The 26,023-nt window shown below is 44.9% G+C and carries 25 protein-coding genes and 1 tRNA gene; 22 read left to right on the top strand and 4 right to left on the bottom strand.

Going from position 1 to position 26,023, the window contains the following annotated elements; translation table 11 throughout:
- The first annotated feature begins 208 nt into the window (after positions 1-208).
- On the top strand, positions 209-1,795 hold the full coding sequence (locus LG368_RS04015) for a peptide chain release factor 3 (RefSeq protein WP_226753441.1): 1,587 nt from the start codon (positions 209-211) through the stop codon (positions 1,793-1,795).
- Positions 1,796-1,862: 67 nt separating this feature from the next.
- Positions 1,863-2,210, top strand: a complete 348-nt coding sequence (erpA, locus tag LG368_RS04010; RefSeq protein ID WP_226753440.1) for an iron-sulfur cluster insertion protein ErpA — start codon at positions 1,863-1,865, stop codon at positions 2,208-2,210.
- Positions 2,211-2,286: 76 nt separating this feature from the next.
- Here erpA and LG368_RS04005 read toward each other — a convergent pair whose 3' ends face one another.
- On the bottom strand, positions 2,287-3,129 hold the full coding sequence (locus tag LG368_RS04005; RefSeq protein WP_226753439.1) for a hypothetical protein: 843 nt from the start codon (positions 3,127-3,129) through the stop codon (positions 2,287-2,289).
- A 136-nt stretch (positions 3,130-3,265) separates the two neighbouring features.
- Positions 3,266-3,568, bottom strand: coding sequence for a YhbY family RNA-binding protein (locus LG368_RS04000; RefSeq protein WP_226753438.1), 303 nt, complete (start codon positions 3,566-3,568; stop codon positions 3,266-3,268).
- Positions 3,569-3,667: 99 nt separating this feature from the next.
- Between LG368_RS04000 and rlmE the strand changes: the two genes are divergently transcribed.
- The 15 genes from rlmE (at position 3,668) to LG368_RS03925 (ending at position 19,428) form a co-directional block, all read left to right on the top strand.
- Positions 3,668-4,288 (top strand): 23S rRNA (uridine(2552)-2'-O)-methyltransferase RlmE, encoded by a 621-nt coding sequence (rlmE, locus tag LG368_RS03995; protein WP_226753437.1) that lies wholly within the window; start codon positions 3,668-3,670, stop codon positions 4,286-4,288.
- Between the two features lie 69 nt (positions 4,289-4,357).
- The gene (gene ftsH, locus LG368_RS03990) at positions 4,358-6,292 is read left to right on the top strand and encodes an ATP-dependent zinc metalloprotease FtsH (protein WP_226753436.1); all 1,935 of its coding nucleotides are present in this window, start codon (positions 4,358-4,360) and stop codon (positions 6,290-6,292) included.
- Positions 6,293-6,316: 24 nt separating this feature from the next.
- Positions 6,317-7,150, top strand: a complete 834-nt coding sequence (gene folP, locus LG368_RS03985; protein WP_226753435.1) for a dihydropteroate synthase — start codon at positions 6,317-6,319, stop codon at positions 7,148-7,150.
- Positions 7,150-8,496 (top strand): phosphoglucosamine mutase, encoded by a 1,347-nt coding sequence (gene glmM / locus LG368_RS03980; protein ID WP_226753434.1) that lies wholly within the window; start codon positions 7,150-7,152, stop codon positions 8,494-8,496. Before folP ends, glmM begins: the two co-directional genes overlap by 1 nt.
- 90 nt (positions 8,497-8,586) lie before the next feature.
- Positions 8,587-9,336, top strand: coding sequence for a triose-phosphate isomerase (tpiA, locus tag LG368_RS03975; protein ID WP_226753433.1), 750 nt, complete (start codon positions 8,587-8,589; stop codon positions 9,334-9,336).
- 3 nt (positions 9,337-9,339) lie between these two features.
- Entirely contained in the window at positions 9,340-9,693 is a 354-nt protein-coding gene (gene secG, locus LG368_RS03970) for a preprotein translocase subunit SecG (protein WP_226753432.1), read from the top strand.
- Between the two features lie 52 nt (positions 9,694-9,745).
- Positions 9,746-9,831, top strand: a tRNA-Leu gene (locus LG368_RS03965).
- Positions 9,832-10,088: 257 nt separating this feature from the next.
- The gene (gene rimP / locus LG368_RS03960) at positions 10,089-10,550 is read left to right on the top strand and encodes a ribosome maturation factor RimP (RefSeq protein ID WP_226753431.1); all 462 of its coding nucleotides are present in this window, start codon (positions 10,089-10,091) and stop codon (positions 10,548-10,550) included.
- Positions 10,551-10,578: 28 nt separating this feature from the next.
- Positions 10,579-12,069, top strand: coding sequence for a transcription termination factor NusA (gene nusA, locus LG368_RS03955; RefSeq protein WP_226753430.1), 1,491 nt, complete (start codon positions 10,579-10,581; stop codon positions 12,067-12,069).
- Positions 12,070-12,095: 26 nt separating this feature from the next.
- Positions 12,096-14,657: a translation initiation factor IF-2 gene (infB, locus tag LG368_RS03950; protein ID WP_226753429.1), complete on the top strand. Its 2,562-nt coding sequence runs from the start codon at positions 12,096-12,098 to the stop codon at positions 14,655-14,657.
- A gap of 12 nt (positions 14,658-14,669) precedes the next feature.
- Positions 14,670-15,059 (top strand): 30S ribosome-binding factor RbfA, encoded by a 390-nt coding sequence (gene rbfA / locus LG368_RS03945; protein ID WP_226753428.1) that lies wholly within the window; start codon positions 14,670-14,672, stop codon positions 15,057-15,059.
- Positions 15,060-15,068: 9 nt separating this feature from the next.
- Positions 15,069-15,995 (top strand): tRNA pseudouridine(55) synthase TruB, encoded by a 927-nt coding sequence (gene truB / locus LG368_RS03940; protein WP_226753427.1) that lies wholly within the window; start codon positions 15,069-15,071, stop codon positions 15,993-15,995.
- 110 nt (positions 15,996-16,105) lie between these two features.
- The gene (gene rpsO / locus LG368_RS03935; protein ID WP_226753426.1) at positions 16,106-16,375 is read left to right on the top strand and encodes a 30S ribosomal protein S15; all 270 of its coding nucleotides are present in this window, start codon (positions 16,106-16,108) and stop codon (positions 16,373-16,375) included.
- 198 nt (positions 16,376-16,573) lie between these two features.
- Positions 16,574-18,682, top strand: a complete 2,109-nt coding sequence (gene pnp / locus LG368_RS03930) for a polyribonucleotide nucleotidyltransferase (protein WP_226753425.1) — start codon at positions 16,574-16,576, stop codon at positions 18,680-18,682.
- A 155-nt stretch (positions 18,683-18,837) separates the two neighbouring features.
- Positions 18,838-19,428 (top strand): LPP20 family lipoprotein, encoded by a 591-nt coding sequence (locus tag LG368_RS03925; RefSeq protein WP_226753424.1) that lies wholly within the window; start codon positions 18,838-18,840, stop codon positions 19,426-19,428.
- A gap of 49 nt (positions 19,429-19,477) precedes the next feature.
- On the opposite strand, the gene LG368_RS03920 is transcribed toward LG368_RS03925, so the two are convergent.
- On the bottom strand, positions 19,478-19,894 hold the full coding sequence (locus LG368_RS03920; protein ID WP_226753423.1) for an acyl-CoA thioesterase: 417 nt from the start codon (positions 19,892-19,894) through the stop codon (positions 19,478-19,480).
- 70 nt (positions 19,895-19,964) lie between these two features.
- On the opposite strand from LG368_RS03920, the gene LG368_RS03915 reads away from it, so the two are divergent.
- Positions 19,965-20,924 (top strand): DUF3080 family protein, encoded by a 960-nt coding sequence (locus LG368_RS03915; RefSeq protein WP_226753422.1) that lies wholly within the window; start codon positions 19,965-19,967, stop codon positions 20,922-20,924.
- Positions 20,925-21,000: 76 nt separating this feature from the next.
- On the opposite strand, the gene LG368_RS03910 is transcribed toward LG368_RS03915, so the two are convergent.
- The gene (locus LG368_RS03910; protein ID WP_226753421.1) at positions 21,001-21,336 is read right to left on the bottom strand and encodes a hypothetical protein; all 336 of its coding nucleotides are present in this window, start codon (positions 21,334-21,336) and stop codon (positions 21,001-21,003) included.
- Positions 21,337-21,678: 342 nt separating this feature from the next.
- On the opposite strand from LG368_RS03910, the gene LG368_RS03905 reads away from it, so the two are divergent.
- From LG368_RS03905 to LG368_RS03890, 4 genes are all read left to right on the top strand, one after another.
- Positions 21,679-22,743, top strand: coding sequence for a GGDEF domain-containing protein (locus LG368_RS03905; RefSeq protein ID WP_226753420.1), 1,065 nt, complete (start codon positions 21,679-21,681; stop codon positions 22,741-22,743).
- Positions 22,744-22,844: 101 nt separating this feature from the next.
- The gene (glk, locus tag LG368_RS03900; protein ID WP_226753419.1) at positions 22,845-23,819 is read left to right on the top strand and encodes a glucokinase; all 975 of its coding nucleotides are present in this window, start codon (positions 22,845-22,847) and stop codon (positions 23,817-23,819) included.
- 17 nt (positions 23,820-23,836) lie between these two features.
- Entirely contained in the window at positions 23,837-25,312 is a 1,476-nt protein-coding gene (gene zwf, locus LG368_RS03895; protein WP_226753418.1) for a glucose-6-phosphate dehydrogenase, read from the top strand.
- Between the two features lie 19 nt (positions 25,313-25,331).
- Positions 25,332-25,958 (top strand): bifunctional 4-hydroxy-2-oxoglutarate aldolase/2-dehydro-3-deoxy-phosphogluconate aldolase, encoded by a 627-nt coding sequence (locus tag LG368_RS03890; RefSeq protein WP_226753417.1) that lies wholly within the window; start codon positions 25,332-25,334, stop codon positions 25,956-25,958.
- The last annotated feature ends 65 nt before the right edge of the window (positions 25,959-26,023 follow it).

Genomic DNA, 26,023 nt, shown 5'->3' with positions numbered 1-26,023 from the left:
AAGTAAGTGAGTACCAGAAAGAGCCTGCGATGGGCTCTTTTTTTTGGCCAAAATAAAGTCAGAAAGCCGTCATTTTGTTAAGCATTTATTGTGTCTAGCGGTCAGATCGGTGAAAATACCGCCATTGAAAATTAACCCCTCAGTTTTGTGCCTGATCTGTTTGTAAAACAGCCGTCACCAGTCTGCGTTAAATTAGAAGATGCTATCCATGTCGAATACAGAGTTATTAGAACAAGTTGAACAACGTCGTACGTTTGCCATTATTTCGCACCCCGATGCGGGTAAAACCACCATCACTGAGAAGCTTTTGTTGCTTGGTCAGTTGATTCAAACCGCAGGTTCGGTAAAAGGGCGAAAGGGCGACAAGCACGCAACCTCTGACTGGATGGCGATGGAGCAACAACGGGGTATTTCCATTACTTCCTCTGTGATGCAGTTTCCCTACAAAGACCGCATGGTTAACTTGCTGGACACACCAGGGCACGAAGACTTCTCGGAAGACACCTATCGTACACTGACTGCGGTTGACTCTGTGTTGATGATCATTGATGGAGCGAAAGGGGTTGAGGATCGAACCATTAAGTTGATGGATGTTTGTCGTTTACGAGATACACCGATTTTAACCTTCATTAATAAGATGGACCGTGATATTCGTGATCCGATTGATCTATTAGACGAAGTTGAAGAAGTATTGAAAATTGCTGCTGCGCCGATCACTTGGCCAATTGGCATGAGCGACTTTTTTAAAGGTGTTTACAACTTATACACAGACACCATTCATGTGTTTGTTCGTGGTCGCGGTCACACCTTGATGGATGATATTCGTATCGAAGGTCTTCATTCGGATGAAGCGAAGGAGTTGCTAGGAGACGACTGGGAGAGCTATGTCGACGAAGTTGAGTTGGTGCGTGGCGCCAGTCATGAGTTTGACTTAGAGGCCTACTTGGAAGGGCAGTTAACGCCTGTGTTCTTCGGTACCGCTTTATCTAACTTTGGTGTACGAGAAATGCTGGACGGCTTTGTTGAGTGGGCACCTGCTCCAATTGATCGTGATACCAACAGCCGAAATGTGTCGGCAAAAGAAGAAAAGTTCTCTGGGTTTGTGTTTAAAATCCAAGCCAACATGGACCCAAAACATCGTGACCGTATTGCCTTTATGCGTGTGTGTTCTGGTACCTATCGCCGCGGCATGAAGATGCGCCACTGTCGTTTAGGCAAAGACATTAAAGTAACCGACGCGGTTTCTTTTACAGCCGGAGACCGAGAAGGCGTTGAAGAAGCGTTTTCTGGGGACATTATTGGGTTGCATAACCACGGCACGATTCAGATTGGTGACACCTTTACAGAAGGCGAAGATTTGAAATTTACCGGCATCCCTCATTTTGCGCCAGAGTTGTTCCGTCGAGTTCGCCTAAAAGATCCGATGAAAATGAAGGCGTTGCAAAAGGGCTTGCAACAGTTGTCAGAAGAAGGGTCTACCCAATTATTTATGCCCCAGCGCAACAATGAACTGATTGTTGGGGCGGTGGGTCAGCTGCAGTATGAGGTCGTCGCCTATCGCTTAAAAGATGAATACAAGGTGGAATGTATTTATGAGCCCGTTAATGTCAACACGGCACGTTGGGTTGAGTGTGATGACCCTAAAAAGTTTGAAGAATTCCAGAATAAATGTCGTGATAACCTGGCCATCGATGGTGGTGGGCATTTAACTTACCTGGCTCCTACACGCGTTAACCTTATGATGGCAGAAGAAAAGTGGCCACAGGTGCGTTTTCGCTCTACTCGTGAACATTGATCAATACTTGACTAAATTACTCGGATAAGTGGATAATCCAACTATTAGAATAGTTTATGGTGTTGAAATGAGCATGGTTGAATCGATAGATCCTATTGAGTTTACAGACGCAGCGGCCGCGAAGTTGCAATCTCTGATTGAAGAGGAAGAGAATGATCGGCTCATGTTGCGAGTTTATGTCACAGGAGGTGGGTGTTCTGGTTTCCAGTATGGCTTCACTTTTGATGAAGAACACCAAGAAGACGACACAGAGGTTCAGCGTAACGGTGTTACCTTGGTCGTTGATCCGTTGAGTTTTCAATACCTAGTCGGCTCAGAAGTCGATTATAAAGAAAACTTAGAAGGTTCGCGTTTTGTTGTACAGAACCCTAATGCAACGTCTACCTGTGGTTGTGGTGCAAGTTTCAGTATTTAAAATAAGCCAAACCAAACCACGATAAAACCTCTTATGTGAAAACGTAAGAGGTTTTTTTTGCTCTGGCGGCTAACGACTAGGCTTTTGTGTATAAGTTATTGACTTGTCCACTCGCCATTTCTTGGTTGTTTGCATTGCCAGATAAAGGGAGGTAATGCTCTACAAAGAGTAGCCCGATTTGTCTATCACCGAGTGCCGCCGGTATGAGCGTGCCATTTTTTGCACGCCAGATACGTAAACCAAATGTTTCCTCTGAAAAAAGACTCTCATCCAACAATCGACTTTGATTGACCAAGCTGTACAGCGGGTTGAGTTGATCAGGCTCACCGTCTTGATCGATGAAAATATGATAATGCTGAGTTTGCTGGGACAAAAACTCCGGTGGATAGGGTGTGTGCAGAGTGGAAAGCTGGCTTTCTTTTGGTAAATGATCAAAACAACTTGGCGTTTTTGGCGAGCCTTGGTGTGACGACATCATTAACGTCATATTAATGGCGGTGCCATAAAATGGCTTCACAGGGATATGAAAAATAAGTGATTTCTTGGACGTTGGCTTGTAAGCGTTTTGTGGCGATGGTTGGTTACTGCCTGAATGGTTGTTATTCGCCAGAGGAGGCACCTGTAGAAATAGGACCCAGTCTTTTATATCGACATTGATTTCTTCTGGTGAGTGCAAGTGTGTGATGGTGTTAAAGCAATGATTCAGTACATGCTCAATTATATTCGCAAAAATACTGGATGCGGCGGAGAGCGTGGTTTTCTCTTCACTGCTAAGGTAAATCTCTTTTACTTCGTGTGCAGCAGAGCTTAATTCAACAGAATCATGATGGTGACTGGCGGGTCGATATTTGTTTCTAGCAAGCAGTTTTTTTTCGTTTGACTGCGTAATAGTCTTATTAATTGCTTCGACAAACAACATAGCGACAATTCCTCAAAATAAGCTTTTTAAGATATCGGCTCAATCTGTCAGGAATTTAGAGATAGCCTGTTTTTTAAACAAAAAAGTGTTTTGTAAAACAAAGCAGAACTACCTCTTATGCATGGAAGCGTTAAGGCTAGCGCAATAGATTGGATAACTTTGGGTTAGGCTTGAGCGCAGCTCGGTAAAAGAGTGCAACCTTGCCGATGGTTTGTACCGTTTCACATTTCATGATTTTGCTGATTTCAGCGATCAAGGCAGTGCGAACGTCGCGGTCCATAATGCTGATTCGTACCTTAATGAGTTCGTGATCTTCTAAGGCACGATCGATTTCGACCAAGACCGGTTCTGTTAATCCATTGCCCGCAATCATAACGACAGGATTAAGTGCATGTCCGATTAGGCGATATTGCTTTTTTTGGGCGTTTGTAAGACTCATAGTAAAATTTTCTCATATTAGTTGACCCTCTTTATTGGAGGCTTAAGAGGTTAAGCGATATTATAGCGGAATATTGACTGATTTAGGTATGACGAAAACGTGGCAAGATCAAAAAGTAGTAATAATTGGATGAAGGAACATTTCGATGATCCTTATGTCAAAAAATCCCAACAAGACGGCTATCGCTCTAGGGCCAGTTATAAGCTGTTAGAGATCAACGACAAAGATAAACTTTTTCGACCTGCTATGCGTATTATTGACTTAGGTGCTGCGCCAGGCGGATGGTCTCAAGTGGCCGCGAAACTGGTGGGTGATAAAGCAACAATCGTTGCCTCAGACATTTTGGAAATGGCGCCTTTACCTGGGGTGGCGTTTGTTCAAGGAGATTTCACTGAGCAAGCGGTGTACGAGGCTATTTTAGCTGAAATAGGTGAAGAAAAAGCAGATCTTGTAATTTCGGATATGGCCCCCAATATGAGTGGTAATAGTTCTGCTGATCAGCCACAAGCTATGTATCTTGTTGAACTTGCTCTGGATATGGCGGCCCAGGTGTTGCGTCCAGGCGGAAACTTTTTGGTCAAAGTGTTTCAAGGGGAGGGGTTTGAAGAATACCTTAAAACCATGAGAGCGCAGTTTGGCTCTGTAATTACGCGTAAACCAGATGCATCACGACCAAGAAGTCGTGAAGTTTACTTATTAGGAAGACAATTTAAAGGTTAATGGGACGTGTTCTGGTATGATAACCAGTAACATTTTAAATAACCGTTAAGAGGTGTGCTCTTGAACGATATGCTGAAAAATATACTGTTGTGGTTGGTCATTGCTGCTGTACTGCTCACAGTGTTTAATAATTTTAATACTACGCCGGACACAAACCGAATCACTTACTCTGAGTTTGTGAAAGAAGTGCAAGATGGCCGTATCGCCAAAGTGGTGGTTGATGGTTATACCATTAGCGGTAGCCGCACCAGCGGTGACACCTTCGATACAGTGCGTCCTGCGGCGGCAGACCCTAAAATAATGGATGACTTATTAAGTAACAATGTCATTGTTGAAGGGCGTATGCCTGAACAGCAAAGCATTTGGACTCAGTTGCTTGTAGCCAGTTTCCCCATTCTTCTTATTCTTGCCATTTTTATGTTCTTTATGCGCCAAATGCAAGGTGGTGGCGGTGGTAAAGGCGGTCCAATGTCTTTTGGTAAATCCAAAGCACGCTTGTTGCCTGAAGATCAAATCAAAACAACCTTCGCAGACGTAGCGGGTTGTGATGAAGCGAAAGAAGACACAGAAGAGTTGGTTGATTTTTTACGTGAGCCTTCAAAATTTCAACGTCTTGGCGGTAAGATTCCTCGTGGTATCTTAATGTGCGGCCCTCCTGGTACGGGTAAAACTTTGCTAGCAAAAGCGATTGCAGGCGAAGCAAAGGTACCCTTTTTTACGATATCCGGTTCTGATTTCGTTGAGATGTTTGTCGGTGTCGGTGCATCACGTGTGCGTGATATGTTTGAACAAGCGAAAAAACATGCACCTTGCATCATCTTCATTGATGAGATTGATGCGGTAGGTCGTAATCGTGGCTCCGGTATGGGTGGCGGTAATGATGAGCGTGAGCAAACATTGAACCAATTGTTGGTTGAAATGGACGGTTTTGAAGGGAATGAAGGCATTATTGTTATTGCCGCAACAAACCGCCCAGATGTATTGGACCCTGCTTTGTTACGTCCAGGTCGTTTTGACCGTCAAGTACAAGTGGGCTTGCCCGATATCCGTGGCCGTGAGCAAATCCTAAAAGTGCATTTGCGTAAAGTGCCTTGTGATGATGATGTCGAGCCAAAGAACATTGCCCGCGGTACACCTGGTTTCTCGGGTGCGGATCTAGCGAACCTAATTAACGAGGCGGCTTTGTTTGCGGCGCGTTCTAACCGTCGCTTGGTAAACATGGAGTTGCTTGAGTTAGCCAAAGATAAAATTCTTATGGGTGCAGAGCGTAAAACCATGGTGATGAGCGAGAAAGAAAAGCTCAACACGGCTTACCACGAAGCGGGGCATACCATTATTGGTTATTTAGTGCCTGAGCATGACCCTGTTTATAAGGTATCTATTATTCCGCGTGGTCGTGCCTTAGGGGTTACCATGTATCTGCCGGAAGAAGACAAATACAGTGTTAGCAAAACGGGCCTAGAAAGTCAGGTGTGTAGTTTGTATGGTGGTCGTATTGCCGAAGAGCTGATTCATGGTTTCGATGGTGTTTCTACAGGGGCGTCCAACGATATTGAACGCGCGACCAGTATTGCCCGTAACATGGTGACCAAATGGGGCTTGTCTGAAAAGTTAGGGCCATTTGCTTACGAAGAAGATGATAGCACCGGCAATATTATTTCTGGTCCGACTGGTAGTAAATCAAACTACTTTTCTCCAGAAACAGGTAAAACGATCGATTCTGAAGTGCAAGATATCATTACTCGTTGTTACGCAACGGCAACACGTATCTTAGAGGAAAATCGTTCTAAGCTTGATGTCATGGCAGAAGCATTGATGCAATATGAAACGATTGATGCCAAGCAAATTAAAGAAATTATGGATGGTAACAAGCCTTCTCCACCAGATGGTTGGACAGATAAAGGTAATTCGTCTAAATCGGATGGTGCTGATGCTGAACCTGTGGTTTCTGAGGAATCGGCTGCGGATGATGTTGAACCATCGTCAAAGCCGATAAGTGAATAACGATACTTTGATTCAGATTCGTTTATGTCATTGATAACCTTTGGGGACAAGTCACTCGACTTGTCCCGTCCTCATGTGATGGGGATTCTAAATGTCACCCCAGACTCGTTCTCCGATGGCGGGTCTTTTTCGTCTTTGGATGCTTCTCTTTTTCACACAGAAAAAATGCTGAGTGAAGGTGCTAGCATCATTGATGTCGGAGGCGAGTCTACTCGCCCAGGCGCCATTCCTATTAGCGTTCAGCAAGAGCTTGATCGTGTCCTTCCCGTTATAGAGTCAATAAAGCAGCGCTTTGATACGATTGTCTCTGTTGATACTAGTACAGCGGAAGTGATGACGTTAAGTTCAGATCTAGGTGCTGGTTTGATTAACGACGTGCGTGCGCTTGAGCGTGAAGGTGCGTTGCAGGCAGCGGCTAAATCAGGCCTGCCTGTTTGCCTTATGCACATGAAAGGTGGTCCAAAAACGATGCAGGATCAGCCTAACTATGTTTCTGTGGTTGATGAAGTATCAAATTATCTCTTGTCGAGGGTGGCTGCCTGTGAAACTGTCGGTATTGATCGCTCGAACATCTTATTGGACCCTGGTATTGGTTTTGGCAAGACGCTAGACCATAATTTAAGTTTACTGCGACATACTCAGCATTTTCGACAGCTTGGTTTTGAAGTGCTGATCGGTGTGTCCAGAAAAACCATGATAGGCGATGTATTGAATTTGCCTATCGATGAGCGTCTTTATGGCACGATGGGAGCCAATGCGGCGACCTACGCCAAGGGCGCACGAATGTTTAGAGTGCATGATGTCAAGCCTCATGTAGAAATGTTAGAGCTAATGTATCGGATTGAGAGAGAGGATTGATGCGCAAATACTTTGGTACAGATGGAATTCGCGGGAAAGTAGGCAGTCACCCAATAACACCAGAGTTTATGCTTAAATTGGGCTGGGCAGCGGGTCAAGTTTTTAAAGAGCACGATAAGAAAATCCTGATAGGTAAAGATACGCGGATTTCTGGTTACATGTTTGAGTCGGCATTAGAGTCCGGTATCGTAGCGGCTGGTGCGGACGTGCGTTTGGTTGGGCCTATGCCAACGCCTGCTATTGCCTATTTAACGCGTACTTTTCGAGCCAGTGCTGGCATTGTTATCAGTGCCTCTCACAATCCTTATACAGACAATGGGATTAAGTTTTTTTCTGCTGAAGGCGGAAAAATATCCGATGAGCTAGAAGAGCGCATCGAGTATTTTCTTGAGCAGCCTATGGTCGTTGTTGATTCAGACCGTATTGGTCGTGCTCGACGCATTGATGATGCTGCGGGCCGTTATGTTGAATACTGCAAGGGAACCTTCCCTATTGGCTTGCAACTGAGTGGGCTGAAAATTGTTGTAGACTGCGCAGATGGCGCAACGTATCACGTCGCACCCAAAGTGTTTTCTGAGTTGGGTGCCGAGGTGATTTCAATTGGTGTCAACCCAGATGGTTTGAACATCAATGAGTTTAGTGGTGCGACAAAGCCTGAATTGCTGCGCAAAAATGTGTTGGCAGAAGAAGCTGACATCGGTATTGCTCTAGATGGTGATGGAGACCGCCTCATATTAGTCGACCGTAATGGTGTGGTGCGTGATGGGGATGATATTTTGTATATTATTGCCAACCATCTAATGCGTACAGGCCGTTTTAGTGGCGGTGTTGTGGGCACTCTTATGAGTAATTTTGGTTTAGAGCTGGCTTTCTCTGAAACAGGTATTGGTTTTAGTCGGGCCGCTGTTGGCGATCGTTACGTCAACGAAAAACTGGTTCAGCATGGCTGGGTTTTGGGTGGTGAGCCATCGGGTCATATCGTATGTAAATCAATAACAACGACGGGCGATGGTATTATTGCCGCATTGCAAGTGTTGAGAGCGATGGTTGAGGAAGAGAAGAGCCTTGATGAGTTACTTGTTGGCTTGGTTAAATTCCCCCAAAAGCTTAAAAATATCCGTGTAGCCAAACGGTTTGTGCCAAACGAAGAGCCGGCCTTACAAAAAGCCATTGCCGTCGCTAACGAGCGGTTGAATGGGCTTGGTCGTGTTCTGCTTAGAGCATCCGGTACTGAGCCTTTGATTCGTGTGATGGTGGAAGGGCGAGAAGATGAGACAGTGGATGAGCTTGTGGATTATTTGGTGGCAGAAGTAGAGGCTGTTGTTTCTTCTAAAATGGCAGATTAACCGCGTTACTGTGGCGCAATTGATAAATAAATGCTTGAAACAATGGCGTCCATTCCATAGAATGGGCGCCTCGAATTTAGGGGTTAGAAGATGATTCGTCAAAAAATAGTAGCGGGTAACTGGAAAATGAATGGCTCCAAGGCGTCCATTGACTCTTTGCTTAGCGGCTTGTGTGCGATGAAGTCTTCTAATTCCGAAGTGGTTGTTTCTCCTTCCTTTCCTTACTTGTCTGAAGTGTCTACTGCACTGGCTGATAGTGACATTGTGCTGGCTGCTCAAAACGCCAGTCATGAAGAGAAAGGTGCTTACACTGGCGAAGTTTCTGCGCTTATGTTGAGTGATTTTGGTGTCAAGTATGTTTTACTTGGGCACTCGGAACGACGTTCTTTGTATAGTGAAAGTGACCAAGTTGTTGCTCTAAAAGCTAAGGCTGTTTTAGAGGCAGGTTTAACGCCTATGTTATGCGTAGGTGAAACACTTGAAGAGCGTGAATTGAATCAAACACTGGTTGTTTGTGAACGTCAGATTCAAGCTGTTATTGATTTGTTAGGTGTTGATGCTTTCAGTCGTATGGTTATTGCGTACGAGCCAGTTTGGGCAATAGGTACGGGGTTATCGGCGAGTTCTGAGCAAGCCCAAGAGGTGCATCAGTCGATAAGAGCTTTTTTAGCTCAGCATTCAGAGTCAATTGCAGAAAAAATACAGATTTTATACGGCGGCAGTGTGAAAGCATCCACAAGTGCTGCGTTGTTTGAAATGCCCGACGTGGACGGTGCTCTTGTCGGTGGTGCATCTTTAGATGCAAAAGAATTTATAGAGATTGTTAAGGCAGCGGGTTAATTAATGGAATCACTTATTTTAGTTTTGCATGTATTGGCGGCCATCGCTATTATTGCATTGGTCTTGTTGCAGCAAGGCAAGGGTGCTGATGCCGGTGCTTCTTTTGGTGGCGGCGCGTCCCAGACTGTATTTGGTAGCCAAGGTGGTAGTAGTTTTTTTGGTAAAATGACCGCTTTGTTTGCATTGATATTCTTTTTGACAAGTTTTGGATTGGCGTTTTTCGCCAGTGAGCAAGCCAAAAGTGTATCTGGTGCGCTTGATTTTGTTCCTTCAGCAGATCAAGTAGATGGTTCAGTAGATTTACCAAACTTAGGCAATGAGAAAAAGACAAGTTCTGACTTGCCTGTTACGGAATAAAAAATGCTTGTGCCAACCTTTTAAGGTGGTGCATCATGAGTGGTGAAGATTTGCGGATGTGGCGGAATTGGTAGACGCGCCACCTTGAGGGGGTGGTGAGCTATGCTCGTGGGGGTTCGAGTCCCCCCATCCGCACCAATCTTGAACTAACTCATGTTCTTGTGTATAATGTGCGAATATTAAACAAGGTTGTTAGTCTCGTTATTAAATGACCTTTGTATAGTAAGTGTCACAGTTATCAACTCCTAACGGAGAATGCTCATTTTTTAGATGAGTGTTATGAACCCCTATATGGGGTTTTTTATTATCTGTTCCTTATACTGTTTAAAATAAAATGGGCCTAGAGCCCGTTTTTTGTTTCTGCGTTTTATAAAATTAGTTTTCGGAGAAAACGATTGTCAGCAAAATACACGATTTTAGAAGAACTTATTCGACCAGTCGTTGAAGGTTTAGGATTTGAGTTTTGGGGTATGGAATACTTGTCATTAGGCAAGGATTCAGTACTTCGCATTTTTATTGAAACAGATGATGAAAAAGGGATTGATGTTGAAGATTGTGCGCGAGTCAGTCGTCAAGTCAGTTCCATCTTAGATGTTGAAGACCCTATCACCGGAGAATACAACCTTGAAGTATCTTCTCCCGGTCTAGACCGTCCTTTATTCAGCCTAGCACAGTATCAAGCCTATGTTGGTTCGGTCGTGTCTCTGCGTCTACGCGTCCCTTTTGATGGTCGCCGTAAATTTAAAGGCCAATTAGTCGGTCTTGAAAGTGAAGATGTCGTCATTCGAGTCGATCAAGAAGAATATTTATTGCCAATCGATCTGATCGATAAGGCGAATGTCGTTCCACAATTTTAAAAATTAACCTTGAAGAGAGGCTAAAAGGATGAGCAAAGAAATTCTTTTGGTAGTAGAAGCTGTTTCCAACGAAAAAGATGTCCCAAAACAAGTCATTTTTGAAGCAGTTGAAATTGCCTTAGCGAGTGCTGCCAAACGCCGTTTTGAAGAAGACGCATTGATTCGTGTTTCTATTGACCAACGTTCAGGCGATTATAAAACGTATCGTCAATGGAATATTGTTGCAGACGAAGATTACTCTGCACCTGCTTATGAACTGACTATAGATGATTCAGAAGAACAAAACCTTGGTGTAGCCATTGGTGGTGTTTACGAAGAAGAAGTTGAGTCTGAGGTATTTGGTCGTATTGCTGCACAAACTGCAAAGCAAGTTATTGTGCAAAAAGTACGTGAGGCAGAGCGCGCTAAAATGGTGGCGCTTTACACTGAGAAAGTGGGTAAGCTTGTTCATGGTCAAGTGAAGAAAGTTACCCGCGATAGTTTAATTATCGATTTAGGTGAAAATGCGGAAGCTTCTTTACCTAAAGACCAGCTTATTGCCCGTGAAAGCTTCAGAATGAATGATCGTATTCGTGCTTTGTTGCTTGAGATTCGTGACGATAGCCGCGGTGCCCAGCTTATTCTTTCCCGTAATGCGCCTGAGTTCATGATTGAGCTGTTTCGTTTAGAGGTGCCAGAAATTTCGGAAGAAGTGATTGATATCCGTGGTGCTGCCCGCGACCCCGGATTACGTGCTAAAATTGCAGTGAAAACAAACGACCGCCGCATCGATCCTATTGGTGCTTGTGTGGGTATGCGCGGCGCTCGTGTTCAAGCGGTGTCGAATGAGATGAATGGCGAGCGTGTTGATATTGTTCTATGGGACGATAACCCAGCACAGCTTGTTATTAATGCTATGGCGCCTGCTGAAGTTGATTCCATTGTGATTGATGAAGACGCTCACTCAATGGATGTGGCTGTTAATAGCGACAATTTGGCACAGGCTATTGGCCGTAATGGTCAGAACGTTCGTCTTGCCTCTTCTTTAACCGGTTGGGCGCTTAACGTTATGACCAGTGAAGACGCGCAGGCGAAACAACAAGAAGAATCACAAAAGCTGATTGATGTTTTTGTGACAGGGTTGGATATCGACGACGATCTGGCGATTCAATTGGTCGACGAGGGATTCACTTCATTAGAAGAAGTGGCGTACATCCCAATGGACGAAATGTTAGATATTGATGGATTTGATGAAGATTTGGTGAATGAGCTGCGCTCTAGAGCGAAAGAATCTCTGTTGAATCAAGCGCTTAAAGCTGAACAGCAATTAGAAGGTGCAAAACCGGCTGCCGATCTACTGGCAATGGAAGGTATGGACAATCACCTTGCTTTGGTACTTGCCTCTATGGGCGTTGCCACGATGGAAGATCTTGCTGAGCAGTCTGTAGATGAATTGCTTGATATTGACGGTATGACCGAAGAACGTGCAGGAAGTTTAATTTTGACTGCTCGTGCGCCTTGGTTCGCCGAATCTGAATAAAATCTGAGCACACAAGGGGGAACTTGATGACAGTTCAAACCGTAAAGATACTATCCGAATTGGTGAAAACACCAGTCGATAAACTACTAACTCAGATGAAAGATGCTGGATTGCCTCAAACGAGTGCAGACCAAGAAGTTTCTGACTTGGAAAAGCAAACACTATTAAGCTACTTGAAGCGCCAACATGGTGAGTCTTCAGGCAGTCAGCGTATTACTTTGCAACGAAAGACAAACAGCACCTTGTCTCGTGATGGCGGCAAAGCCGTTAACGTAGCGGTAAAGAAAAAGCGTACTTATGTTAAGCGTGATGAAGTAAGTGAAGAAGCACGTCAGCAAGAAAAATTACTGGCCAAACGCCTTGCCGAAGAGCAAGAGCGTTTAGCGGCAGAAGCTGCTCGTTTAGAAGCTGAGCGTAAGTTAGAAGAAGAGAAGGCAGCTAAAGCGAAGGCCGAAGCTGAAGAAAAAGCGCGTCAAGAAGCTGCGGCGAAAGCCGCTAAAGCAGATGCTGGCGCGGTCAATGATACGGAGCAGAATGTCTCCGATACAGGAGCGGCACAACCCGTGGAATCACCCAAGCCTAAAGCGTCTAAGAAAGTCTCTCAGCCTGCAACGGACAGTAAAAAGTCCACTGTGGCACCGAAAGGCAAAAAAGGCCCAGTTCGACACGATAACGACAAAGACAAACCTCGTGGTCGTAATAACCCAGAAAACAAACGTAGCTCTCGCGTCAATGTAAACGGCGAGGATGAGTTTACTCGTCGTGGTAAATTGGGTCGTAAGAACAAGAAGCAATCAAAACAAGAACATGGTTTCCAAAAGCCAACAGCGAAAATGGTCCATGAGGTTGCTTTACCTGAAAGCATTACAGTGGCTGACCTTGCTGAGAAAATGGCAGTGAAGGGCGCTGAAGTTATTAAAATTATGTTCAAAATGGGCGCAATGGCGACCATTAACCAAACGATTGACCGTGACACAGCGACACTTGTTGTTGAGGAAATGGGCCATACGGTTAAATTGATTGACGAAAATGCTGTCGAAAACGACATGATTGAAGCCATCGATTATGAAGGTGAAGCAATTAAACGCGCGCCTGTTGTTACCGTAATGGGACACGTTGACCATGGTAAAACGTCTCTACTTGATTACATTCGTACTACCCGTGTTGCCGCAGGTGAGTCCGGTGGTATTACACAGCACATTGGTGCCTACCACGTAGAAACGCCCCATGGCATGATCAGTTTCCTTGATACACCAGGACACGCTGCCTTTACTTCTATGCGTGCTCGTGGTGCTAAGTCAACAGACATCGTTATTCTTGTGTGTGCGGCGGATGATGGCGTTATGCCTCAAACAATCGAAGCCATTCAGCATGCTCGCGCTGCTGAAGTGCCAATGGTTGTTGCGATCACTAAGATCGATAAAGAAGGCGCTGATCTCGATCGTGTTAAAAACGAATTGGTTGCTCAAGAAGTTGTGCCTGAAGAATGGGGCGGCGACGTTCAGTTTATCGGTGTGTCAGCTAAGTCAGGTGAAGGGATCGAAGAGTTGCTTGAAGCCGTATTGCTTCAGTCTGAAGTACTTGAATTAACGGCCGTACCAAGTGCGCCTGCGAAAGGGGTTGTTGTTGAGGCTCGCCTTGACCGTGGTCGTGGCTCCGTTGCGACTTTGCTTGTACAAAACGGTACCTTGAAAAAAGGAGACATTGTTTTGGCGGGTCTTCAAATGGGTCGCGTTCGTGCACTTCTTGATGAAACCGGCAAAGCCATCAATTCAGCGGGCCCTTCAATTCCTGTGGAAATTCTAGGTCTTGATGGTACACCAGAAGCCGGCGAAGAGTTCATTGTTGTTGCCGATGAGCGTAAAGCGCGCGAAGTGGCTAACTTCCGTCAAGGCAAATACCGTGAAGTGCGTTTTGCTCGTCAGCACTCTGCTAAGTTAGAGAACTTGTTCTCTGAAATGGGCAAAGACGAAGTTCGTACTCTAAATGTGGTTTTAAAAGCAGATGTACGTGGCTCCCTTGAAGCGCTGATTAAATCATTGACTGATCTGAATACAGATGAAGTAAAAGTGAATGTGATTTCAAGTGGCGTAGGTGGTATTACGGAAACAGATGCAACGTTGGCCTTGGCGTCAGATGCGGTTATCTTCGGCTTCAACGTACGTGCTGACAGCTCTGCGAAACAGTTCATCGAACGTGAAAGTGTTGATCTTCGTTACTACAGCATCATCTATAACATCATTGATGACGTGAAATCCGCCCTGTCTGGTATGTTGTCTCCAGACCTTCGCGAAGACATCAAGGGTACGGCTGAAGTGCGTGATATCTTCCGTTCGCCTAAGTTCGGTTTGATTGCCGGCTGTATGGTCATTGAAGGCACGGTGTACCGTAGTAAGCAGATTCGCGTATTGCGTGATGATGTTGTTATTTACGAAGGTGAGCTTGAGTCATTGCGTCGCTTTAAAGACGCTGTGAGTGAAGTAAGCCGTGGTATGGAATGTGGTATCGGTGTGAAAAACTACAACGATGTCAAAGTAGGCGATAAGATCGAGGTTTTTGAAACCGTCGAAGTAGCGCGTACGCTTTAATAAGGCAAAATCATGGCAGGCGAATTTAGTCGTACTAGTCGGATTGGCGACCAGCTCCAGAAGGAGCTGGCACCTTTGATCCAGTTTGAAGTAAAAGACCCGCGTTTAGGGTTGGTTACAGTGAATGAAGTGCGTGTAGCAAAAGATTTAGGCTATGCAGACATTTATTATACTGTGTTAGGAAAAGACGATCAGCCTGATGTGCTGGCAGAAAACCAAGCGGCACTTGATAGTGCAAAGGGTTTTTTGCGTCGTCGATTAGCACAAGAAGTGAAGCTTCGTGTTATGCCTCATTTGCGTTTCCATTATGACCAAAGTGTTGTGAATGGCTCACGTATGTCAGCTTTGATTGACGAAGCAATTCGTGATGATGAGACGAAACAGGGCAACGAAGGCGAGTAATAGGTTCGTATGGCAAAGGCAAAATGGCGTTCAGTAGACGGAATCGTTCTGCTGAACAAGCCCATAGGATTAAGTTCAAGTCAGGCATTGCAACGCGTCCGCCGGTTGTATCAAGCAGCCAAAGCGGGACACACTGGAGCGCTTGACCCTCTGGCAACAGGCATGCTGCCTTTATGTTTTGGTGACGCAACCAAGTTTTCGCAATATTTGTTGGATGCCGACAAGCGTTATCTGACGTGTATACAGCTTGGTAAACGTACCACCACAGGGGATCGGGAAGGTGAGGTGCTCACTGATGAAACGGTTCCTGCTCTTTCTGACGAGGCGTTAGACGCCGTATTAGCGCGTTTTCGTGGAGAGATAGAGCAAATCCCTCCGATGTACTCTGCATTGAAGCACGAAGGTAAGCCTCTTTATGAATATGCCCGACAGGGGATTGTGATTGAAAGGAAGCGTCGTCGTGTGACTATTTCTGATTTGAGTCTGATTTCAAGAACCGAAGACACCCTTACATTGGATATTCAGTGCTCAAAGGGCACTTATATTCGTACCATTGGGGAAGATATTGGTGAAGCATTAGGCTGTGGTGCGCATCTTCACTCGTTGCATCGAATTTCGACAGCAGGTTATGCGCCGGAAGACATGATGACATTGGAAGAGTTTGAAGCCGTTGCCGAGCAAGGTTACGAAGCCTTAGATTCTTATTTGATATCCATGGACACTGCGGTGGAGCATTTTGAGAAAGTCGATTTGTCCGAAGCAGACAGCATTAACATGATGTTTGGACGAACCGTGCAAAGTCCTGTTTCTTTAGAAGATGAAACGGTCGTCAGGATGTTTGATCATGGCACTCAGCGATTTCTGGGGTTAGGGCAAATAAGAGGCGTGCACTTGCGACCTTATCGATTGGTTAATACGAGAGAGTTCTCCCTATAATAGCAGTGAGTTCTGCGAAAAAGGGTGGTAAACTTGCTCGTATAGGATGACTGAAAATATGCTCGGCTATCCTTTACTTTTTATAGCATATTAATTTGGAGATATAGATTATGGCATTGTCTGCAGAATCAAAAGCAGCGTTGGTTAAAGAGTTTCAAGTAGCAGAAGGCGACACAGGTTCTCCTGAAGTTCAAGTAGCATTGTTGACTAAGAACATCGAAGGTTTACAAGGTCACTTTAAATCTCATATCCATGACCACCATTCTCGTCGCGGTTTAATCCGTATGGTAAACCAACGTCGTAAATTGTTGGATTACCTTAAGCGTAAAGATGCAGTTCGTTACACTAGTTTGATCAAAAAACTAGGTCTGCGTCGCTAAGACTGAGAAAGGGCCATAAATTATTATGGCCCTTTTTTTATTGCACTCCCAAGGGACAGCCTGTACTTCATATGCGCTTTTGTTTTGTCAGAAAGATTTATTAAAAAGCTTGCTGATAAAATCTAAGAGAGTTCATATGAGTACTGGCTTAAAAAGAGGTCTTTGGGAGAAGAATTTTTTTAAACAGAAGGAATACGTGTGAGTATTACGACAAAAACTTTTCAGTTCGGTAACGATACCGTAACACTAGAAACAGGCCGCATTGCTCGTCAAGCAACCGGTGCCGTTCTTTGTACTATTGGCGACGCGCAAGTGCTTGCAACCGTTGTTGGCGCGAAATCAGCTAAGCCAGGACAAGACTTTTTCCCACTGTCTGTTCACTACCAAGAGCGTGCTTATGCAGTGGGTAAAATTCCAGGTGGCTTCCTAAAACGTGAAGGGCGTCCTTCTGAAAAAGAAACGTTAACGTCACGCCTTATCGACCGCCCGATTCGTCCATTGTTTCCAAAAGGCTTCATGAACGAAGTACAAGTAGTTTGTACTGTTATGTCGACGAACACGAACTTAGACGCAGACATCGCGGCTATGTTGGCAACGTCTGCCGCCTTGACGATTTCCGGTATTCCATTTAATGGTCCTATTGGTGCAGCACGTGTTGGCTTTAACGACGAGTCTGGTTATGTTCTTAACCCAAGCTACGCTGACCTAGATGGTTCTTTGCTAGACATGGTCGTTGCTGGCACCAAAGACGCCGTCTTAATGGTTGAGTCTGAAGCGCAAGAGCTTACCGAAGACGAAATGCTGGGTGCGGTGCTTTACGCACACAAAGAAATGCAAGCGGCTATCACGGCAATCTCTGAATTCGCCACTGAGTGCGCTAAGCCTCGTTGGGAGTGGGAAGCAGAAGCGGTTAATGTTTCACTAACCGAAGCACTCGCAACAGGTTACGCAGCACAAATCGAAGAAGCGTACGGCATCAGTGAAAAAATGGCTCGCTACGCGAAGCTAGGTGAAGTTCGTAGCGCTGCGGTTGAAGCATTGGTTACGGAAGAAGGCGAATTTTCTGAAGCTGACGTGACGGGCGCTTTTGCAAAACTTGAAAAACGTACGGTACGTCGTCGAGTGATCGACGGTCAGCCACGTATTGATGGTCGTGACAACAAAACCGTACGTCCAATCAACGTGGAAGTGGGTTTGCTGAGCAAAACTCACGGCTCTGCTTTGTTTACACGTGGCGAAACGCAAGCCATTGCGACTTGTACTCTAGGTACTAGCCGTGATTCACAAATGACAGACGGCTTAACAGGCGAAAGCAAAGACAGCTTCATGTTGCATTACAACTTCCCTCCTTACTCCGTTGGTGAGTGTGGTCGTATGGGTGGTGTGGGTCGTCGTGAAATCGGCCACGGTCGTTTGGCTCGCCGCGGTGTTCAGGCTGTATTGCCATCTGAAGATGAGTTCCCATACACCATTCGTGTTGTTTCTGAGATTACAGAATCTAACGGCTCCAGCTCAATGGCGTCTGTTTGTGGCGCGTCCCTATCAATGATGGACGCTGGTGTTCCTCTTAAAGCACCTGTTGCAGGTATTGCAATGGGTCTTATTAAAGAAGAAGACGGTTTTGCTGTATTGACAGATATCTTGGGTGACGAAGATCACCTTGGTGATATGGACTTTAAAGTAGCGGGTACCGAAGAAGGTATTACTGCGCTGCAAATGGACATTAAAATCGAAGGTATCAATGAAGAAATCATGGATATCGCTCTAAGCCAGGCAATGGAAGCACGTAAGCACATCCTTCGTAAGATGGCTCAAGTGATCGGCTATGCTCGTCCAGAAGTATCGCCAAACGCACCTTCTATGGCAACCATCAAGATTGATCCTGAAAAAATCCGTGATGTTATCGGTAAAGGTGGTGCAACGATTCGTTCTATCACTGAGAAAACAGGCGCTTCGATCGATCTTGATGATGACGGTACGGTACGTATTTTTGCGGCGGATAAAGCTTCTTCAGATGCGGCATTACTGATCATTCATGAAATCACTGCGGAAGCGGAAATCGATAAACTTTACAAAGGTAAAGTTGTACGTCTTGCTGAATTCGGCGCCTTCGTGAATATCTTACCAGGTAAAGATGGTTTGGTTCACATCTCACAGATCGCTGAAGAGCGTATTCGTGCTGTGACTGACTTCCTTTCAGAAGGCCAAGATGTCATCGTGAAAGTGCTAGATGTTGATGCTCGCGGTCGTATCAAACTGTCCATGAAAGATGTGACAGAAGAAGAGAAAGCGTCTTACGCTGAGTAATTGCTCATGCAATTTGATTGTAAAGGGTGCTATTTATAGCGCCCTTTTTTGTATTTAATAACGTATCTATTTTAAACTGAAAGCCTATCACAAAGGCTTCTTATTGGGCTTTATAGGTGATGTGACTAAGTTGTCCATTATGGAAGGGAAATAAAATGAAACTAAAGTTAATAAGTGTTTTGGTTGCCAGTGTGGCATTGGTTGCTTGCAGCAAAGAAGTGTTGAATGCACCACAAGTGTCGGTTCCAGATTGTACTTTTGCGGATGGCTCAAACCAAGCTGCGCCTGATTGGGTGTGTGGCGCTCCGTTAGAGGGTGTGGCCTTGTCAGCAGTGGGTTACAGTGAAAAATCGGCAGCTGGTCCTAACTATATGAAGCAAATGGCTGCGACGGCAGCACGTGTGGAATTGGCTCAAGTGTTGAACGTCGATCTGCAAAATATGGTTAAGCAATATGTTGAAACCACGGGCGCTGGTGATGCAGAGACCGTAGACCGTGTGAACACGGTTGTGACTAAGCAAGTTACTGAGCAAGAGCTTATAGGCTCAAAAGTGATTCGCCAAATGCCAACGCCATCAGGTGGCTTAGTTGTGTTGGTTGGCTTGAATCCCGCTGAAGCGGAAGAGGCAGCAGAAAGTATTCTTCGTTCTTCTATGCGCAATGAAGCAGCTTTATTTCAGAAGTTAGAAGCAGAGAAAAGCTTTGATGAGTTGGCTGCTGAAATTGCGAAGCGCCAAGCAAACTAAGCAAAAGCTGTGGCAAACAGCACGATAGTGCACTGTTTGCCACGTTGTATTAGTTTGTTGCGGTGTCTTCATCAAATATCGGTACGGGTTTACGGCTTTCTTCATCGACGGCAACAAAATTGAAGTGTCCTGTAATGGCTTTTTCTTGTCCATCGCTATGCAATTGTTCAAGATAAATAGACACCTCGACTTTGAGAGAGGTGCGGCCAACGTGAATAACGCGGGCGACTAATTCCACCAAAATACCAGCAGGAATAGGCTGTTTAAAATCTATTTGCTCCGTGGAAATGGTCACTACTGTTTTTCTGGAAAAGCGTGTTGCCGCGATATAAGCCACTTCATCCATCCATTGCAAAGCAATACCACCAAAGAGTGTGTCGTAATGATTGGTTGTGCCTGGAAAGACCATTTTCGCAACGCGTGTTTCAGAGAGTTCTTCTCGTTTTTGGATGAGCAACTTATTCATGTATAGAAAACCTTTTATTTCTTGGGTGTTGTTATGGAGCATTATACTCGTTGTGACGAGTGCATGTGATATGCGTTTTAAGTCTGATGCTTTATTGTCTCAATATCTCACAGATTTGAACCGATCCCAGTTTATTTCGATTGGACTGCCAGCAGCCCTAATGCCAGAACGACTTCCTTCTGCTCGCTTTCGTCAGCAGCCTCTTACAGAGTTTGATATTGGGTTATTAGATTTTTTGTCACTGCAGCAGTGTGATGTAGGAGCCGTTGCTGGGAAGAAAAACAGTATCCTAGGTAAAGTGATGCCAGACAGCCAGCGCTTTTTGTATGAGCTGGATATCATACGAGCCATAGAGTCTTGTGAGATAGACGATGAAGAGTTGGCAGAAGACCTGTACCAGGTCGCACAACAAAAGCGTGTGGAGTTGCCAAAAGCGTTTGCTAACGCGATTTTTAATGGTGAAGAGAGTAGTGCGTTTTTCAGTTTATCGAATGGTTTTATTCCGCTTAATTATGCCGTTACGGAGCAACAAGCTTTATTAGATGCATTGAATCGACTGGTTTCGATTGGGGAAAGGTTAGATTCTTTGCCGACATTGGATAACGCCGTTTTTGAGCAAGACCTAAAAGCGCTAATGGACAGTGAGTATGCAGGTCGTCTTTTGTATACCTTGACTCAATTAACGCAATATTTGTCACTCGTGGCAGAAAGTCTCAACACGTTAACCCGCGATCAGTGTGGTGCGCCAACGGTGTATCTTAAGCAACAGTTCGAAGTGCATTATGTCGACATCATTCAACCCTACATGGGCAGAATTAATCAGAGTGCTTACCAAGTACTGCCTTTACTGAATCGTCTGTATGAGCTAAGTGCGCCAATGAATGGCGAGATGACCCAGTTTTTTCAGCAGTTCTCCATGTCAGATTCCAATGCGCAATGGCAGTCTTATCAATCGGCATCTCAATACCATGCTCAACAATGGAGTGCGTTATTTCAACGCTGTTCACTTGCTATTGGGGGCAGTCAATAGGATCAATGCTTTTAAACGTAATATTCTTTAACGTTATTGGCCTGAGAATGCCTCTTTGAATCGAGTTATAGGGTAATTAGGCACGAAAATGAATTTGTTGCTCTAGATTTTCTACGGCATCATAGGGTGTAGATCGACCTTCGGCGAGAGGCTCTAAACTCAATGCTTTTAACAAGGCAATATTGGCGCTTGGGTTTTCACTGATGCTGTGAGAAAACTGTATGGGACGCGTGATGGCGTGAGGTTGGTGGGCGCTGAGTGTATCTGGGGTATCTATGATAGATGGCCCTGGTTGGTTGAATAAGCTCATCAATAAAGCAAAATGCGCATTGCCCGATACCGGTTGGCCCGCTTGGCTGCTTTGGGTAACCTGTGTTTCGACAACGTCTCTAATGTTCATCATATCGCTCATTTAATCTCATATAAAAACATATCGGCGTCTAGGTCGTTTTCTTAAATGGCTTTCGTTGAGGATATTTTTAAACAGACAGTGCGAATATGGTGTGATTTCTGATGGGAGTATTCAATGTCGCTTATAACAGTATCTGATGCATTCTCTTCGTCGTTTTTTTGACTTAAAAACGCGCATTTCGCATTCAATCTATGGCTCAAAGTGTTTAAGCATCGTACTATGATGTAACGTTATTTGACTTTATTTAGTGAAAGGTAAGGCTTTTTCAGGAATATATTTTTGAACTGTAGGCCGTTTTTAGGGAACGTCTTTGTCAAGCGAAGGCGTAATAAGGCATGGTGAATGCACGATATTAATGAATTGATTGACAATGTAAGGCATAACGAAGAAATTGCGCGTAAATTTTTTGAAATTGAGCGTTGTATCCTATCTATTGGCCGTTGTGATCAGTTCGTGTCGACGCTGACGAAAGAAGTGCAAAAGCATTTTCATGTCCCTTATGTCTGGGTCAACCTAATCAATGAAGCGCCTTTATCGCACCTAATTGAAAGTCTGGAAAAAATGCCTGATTTGAAAGATAGGGTGTTGTTTACTCGCCGTCGCTCAATGATTGATATCATTAAGTCCAGTAACAAGACGATTTTGCTGAATACGAATTTAAGTCGTTGCTGGGAAATCATTCCTCCTGTTTACCGTGATATTGTGGCCTCTGTGGCTATTTCCCCTCTGACGATTGATGGTGAGCTTGTCGGTTTGTTTTGTCAGGCTGACTCCGACAGTACACGTTATGATGCACACACCAAAGATACATTTTTGCTTGATCAACTGGCCATTAAAATTTCTATTTGTTTGAGCAACGTCACCGCTCGAGAAAAATTGGAATACCTGGCGACTCGCGATCCCCTTACTGGGCTGTTGAACCGTCGCCAGCTTGAATTGATGTTAGATCGTGAATTTGCCCGTTCAAAAGCACAAAACCGAGACTTGACGGTGGTGTTTGTTGACTGCGATGCCTTTAAATCGATTAATGATACGCTAGGCCATGACTGTGGGGATGAGGTTTTAGAATACATTGCCAAACGACTGTTAAAGTACGTGCATAAACAGGGGTTAACGTTCCGTTTTGCCGGTGACGAGTTTGTTTTTGTGATGCCAGGTAAGAGCTACGAACAGGCATTGTTGATTGCTGAATCAATACAAGAGTATTTACAAGCGAACCCGTTGCGGTACAAGTCGAATCTGGTTCCTATTACAGTCAGTTATGGCGGTGCCAGTGTGATCTCTGATTCTCCTAGTAGCTACAAATACCTGCTCAAATTGGCGGATGAACGCCTCTATCAATATAAAAATAATCGCAAAAGATCCGTTCCAACGAAAGTGTTTAAATTTCTTAATAGGCTGAGATAGTTTGTAATTTAATTACATTTTATCGTTTTATTTTTCTGTTATATGGTATTTTTCACCTCTTCTTTGTTGTAAAATTTCAGAAAATTAAATAGGGTTCGTTTATGTCCCACGCTTTAATTGCCGATCTCGGTGGCACCAATGCGCGCTTTGCATTAGTGCCTATCTATCAGTATACGCCGCAAGAAGTTAAGGTGTTTCCGTGTGTTGATTACGCCAGTTTTTTCGATGCTGCTACTGAATATTTAAAAAGTTCGAGCGTCAACCTACAAGATATTGATGCTGTTGTATTGGCGATTGCAGGTCCTGTTAACCAAGCGGTTATTCGGTTTTCTAATAATCCTTGGCACTTCACTCGTGATGAGATACAAGCGTATTTTGGTGAAGATAAAGCCGTTGCTCTGCTTAATGATTTTGATGCGGTTGGCTATTGTCTAGAAGTGTTGAATAAAGAAGATTTAATTGCTGTTGGTGATCAGACCCATGTCGACCCTACTTCCCCTTGTTGGGTAATCGGCGCGGGTACAGGGTTAGGTGTGTCGTGTGTGATCCCTCAAGAGGGGGCACCAAACCGAGTGCTCCCTGGTGAAGGGGGTCATGTTGATTTATCGTCTTGTAATGAGATGGAAGACTATATTTTGACGTTTTTAAGAGCTCGCCATCATCGCGTGTCAGCGGAACGTGTTTTATCAGGCGCTGGCCTTGAAAATATTTATGAGGCCCTATCACTGCGTCAAGGCATAGAAAAGCGTCTGACGGCACCTGAAATAGGGGCAGCATTATCTTTGGGTAACGACCCTATTGCTAAGGCGAGTTTTGAACAATTTTTTGTGTTTTTGGGTCGAGTCATTGGTGACCTAGTGTTGTCCATCGAGTCCAGAGGCGGTGTCTATATTGCCGGTGGCATTGTGCCACGTTATGTTAATGAAATTCTTGGTAGCGGTTTTCGTGATGCGATGCAAGATAAAGGTCGTATGAAAGCCTTTGTTTCACCTATTCCGACTTTTGTCGTAATGTCTGAATACCCAGGGCTCATGGGGTGTGCGTGTTATGCGTCTTATCTTGTGTCTAACGCCTAAATTAATTGGAGAATAAAATGAAGGCCAGCTTAAAAGCGTGCGATGTTGTCATTTTCGGTGGTGGCGGTGATCTTGCCATGCGCAAATTGTTGCCTGCTCTGTATCACTTGGATATGGACGGGTTACTTGCCCCCACTACACGCATTATCGGCGCATCAAGACGGGAAGTAAGCACACAAGAATACCAAGAAAGAATTCGTACCGCGTTGGATGAGTTTGTGCCTTCTAGCGTCGGTGATGAAAAAACGTGGCCGCGTTTTAAAGAGCGCCTGAGTTATGTGTCTGTTGATGCTCAACAAGAAGCGGATTTTGTACGATTAAATGATCACCAGATTGGTGGTGATAACCGTGATGTGGTTTTTTACCTTGCGACTTCGCCAGATTTGTTTGGTTCGATTTGTTCTTCTTTAGCATCTCACGGCCTGAATGCTGAGCGTATGCGTGTGGTGTTAGAAAAGCCTTTAGGGCGTGATTTGATGTCCTCGCGTGCGATCAATGATGAGGTCATGAAGAACTTTACTGAGCAACAAGCTTTTCGAATAGACCATTACCTTGGAAAAGAAACCGTGCAAAATTTGCTGGCGATTCGTTTTGGTAATACCTTGTTTGAGCCGCTTTGGGACAGTGCACACATTGATAACGTACAGATTACCGTTTCTGAGACAGTCGGTGTTGAAGGGCGCTGGGGATACTATGATAACGCCGGCGCGATGCGCGATATGGTGCAAAACCATTTAATTCAGTTGCTTTGTTTGGTGGCGATGGAGCCGCCAGGGCGTATGGATGCAGATTCTGTTCGTGATGAAAAAATTAAAGTACTAAAAGCATTGCGCCCTATTGCCGGTGCGAACGCTTACACTAAGACAGTGCGCGGTCAGTATGCAAAAGGCATGATCAAAGGGAAAGAGGTCAAAGGGTATTTTGACGAAGAGGGCAGTAACCCTAACTCAAGAACGGAGACCTTTGTCGCACTGCGTGCCGATATTGATAACTGGCGTTGGGCGGGCGTCCCCTTTTATTTGCGTACGGGCAAACGTTTAGGGCAACGTTATTCTGAAATTGTTATACAATATAAATCTGTGCCGCACAGTATTTTTAGCGACGAAAGTAATCGTCAACTGCAACGTAATCAGTTGATTATTCGTCTGCAACCTGAAGAAAAGATTTCTTTGACCGTGATGAATAAAGTGCCGGGCGCCAGTGAGGGCATGAACCTTCAGCCTGTGGATTTGAACTTGAGTTTGACCGAAGCCTTTAACGATAAGCGTAGTCCTGAAGCGTACGAGCGTTTGTTGTTGGATGTGATGCGTAACGATGCCACTCTCTTTATGCGTTATGACGAAGTAGAAGCGGCTTGGAGATGGGTTGATGGCATTATGTCTGCGTGGAGTCAAACAAGTGAGCGTCCGAAAGAGTACGCATCTGGCTCATGGGGACCTGCTGCATCCATGGCACTGCCAATCAAAGATGGCCGTAATTGGCATGACTATTAAGCAATAAAGGAAAATAACAATGACTACTTTTTATACTGCAGAGCAGGTAATGACAGCCACCCCAGTGGTTCCTGTCATTGTTGTCGACGATGTACAACAAGCTGTTTCACTTGGTAAAGCGCTTGTCGCGGGTGGGGTGCCTGTATTAGAAGTGACGTTGCGCACACCCGCTGGACTAGAAGCCATTACTGCGTTGCGTAAAGAAGTGCCAGAGGCGATTGTTGGGGCTGGAACAGTGTGTTCGCGAGCACAATACATTCAAGCGATTGAGGCGGGCTCTCAATTTATCATTAGCCCAGGTATGACGGCGGATCTGTTGGCGGTAGGGAAAGAATACGATGTGCCTTACTTGCCTGCGGTGGCGACTATCTCAGATATTCTTCTAGGCATGGAATACGGCTACGACCGCTTCAAATTCTTCCCAGCAGAAGTGAACGGTGGTGTGAAAGCGTTAAAAGCGTTTGGCGGCCCGTTACCTGACATCAAATTTTGCCCGACGGGTGGAATCGGAGCGAGTAACTTCCGTGAATATCTGGCATTACCGAATGTATTATGTGTTGGCGGCTCTTGGATCGTGCCCACAGACCTTGTGAAAGCAGGGAAGTGGGATGAGATCACAGCATTAGCACAATCTGTGGCCCGTTAAGTATTGTATTAGTGGTTTACGGAATACAAAGCACTAAATAAAAAAGGGAAGAACTGAGAGGTTCT

Source organism: Marinomonas algarum, from assembly GCF_020532605.1.
Lineage (GTDB): Bacteria > Pseudomonadota > Gammaproteobacteria > Pseudomonadales > Marinomonadaceae > Marinomonas > Marinomonas algarum.
Note: the sequence above shows the minus strand (reverse complement) of the source record. Positions and strands in the feature narration are given on the sequence as shown.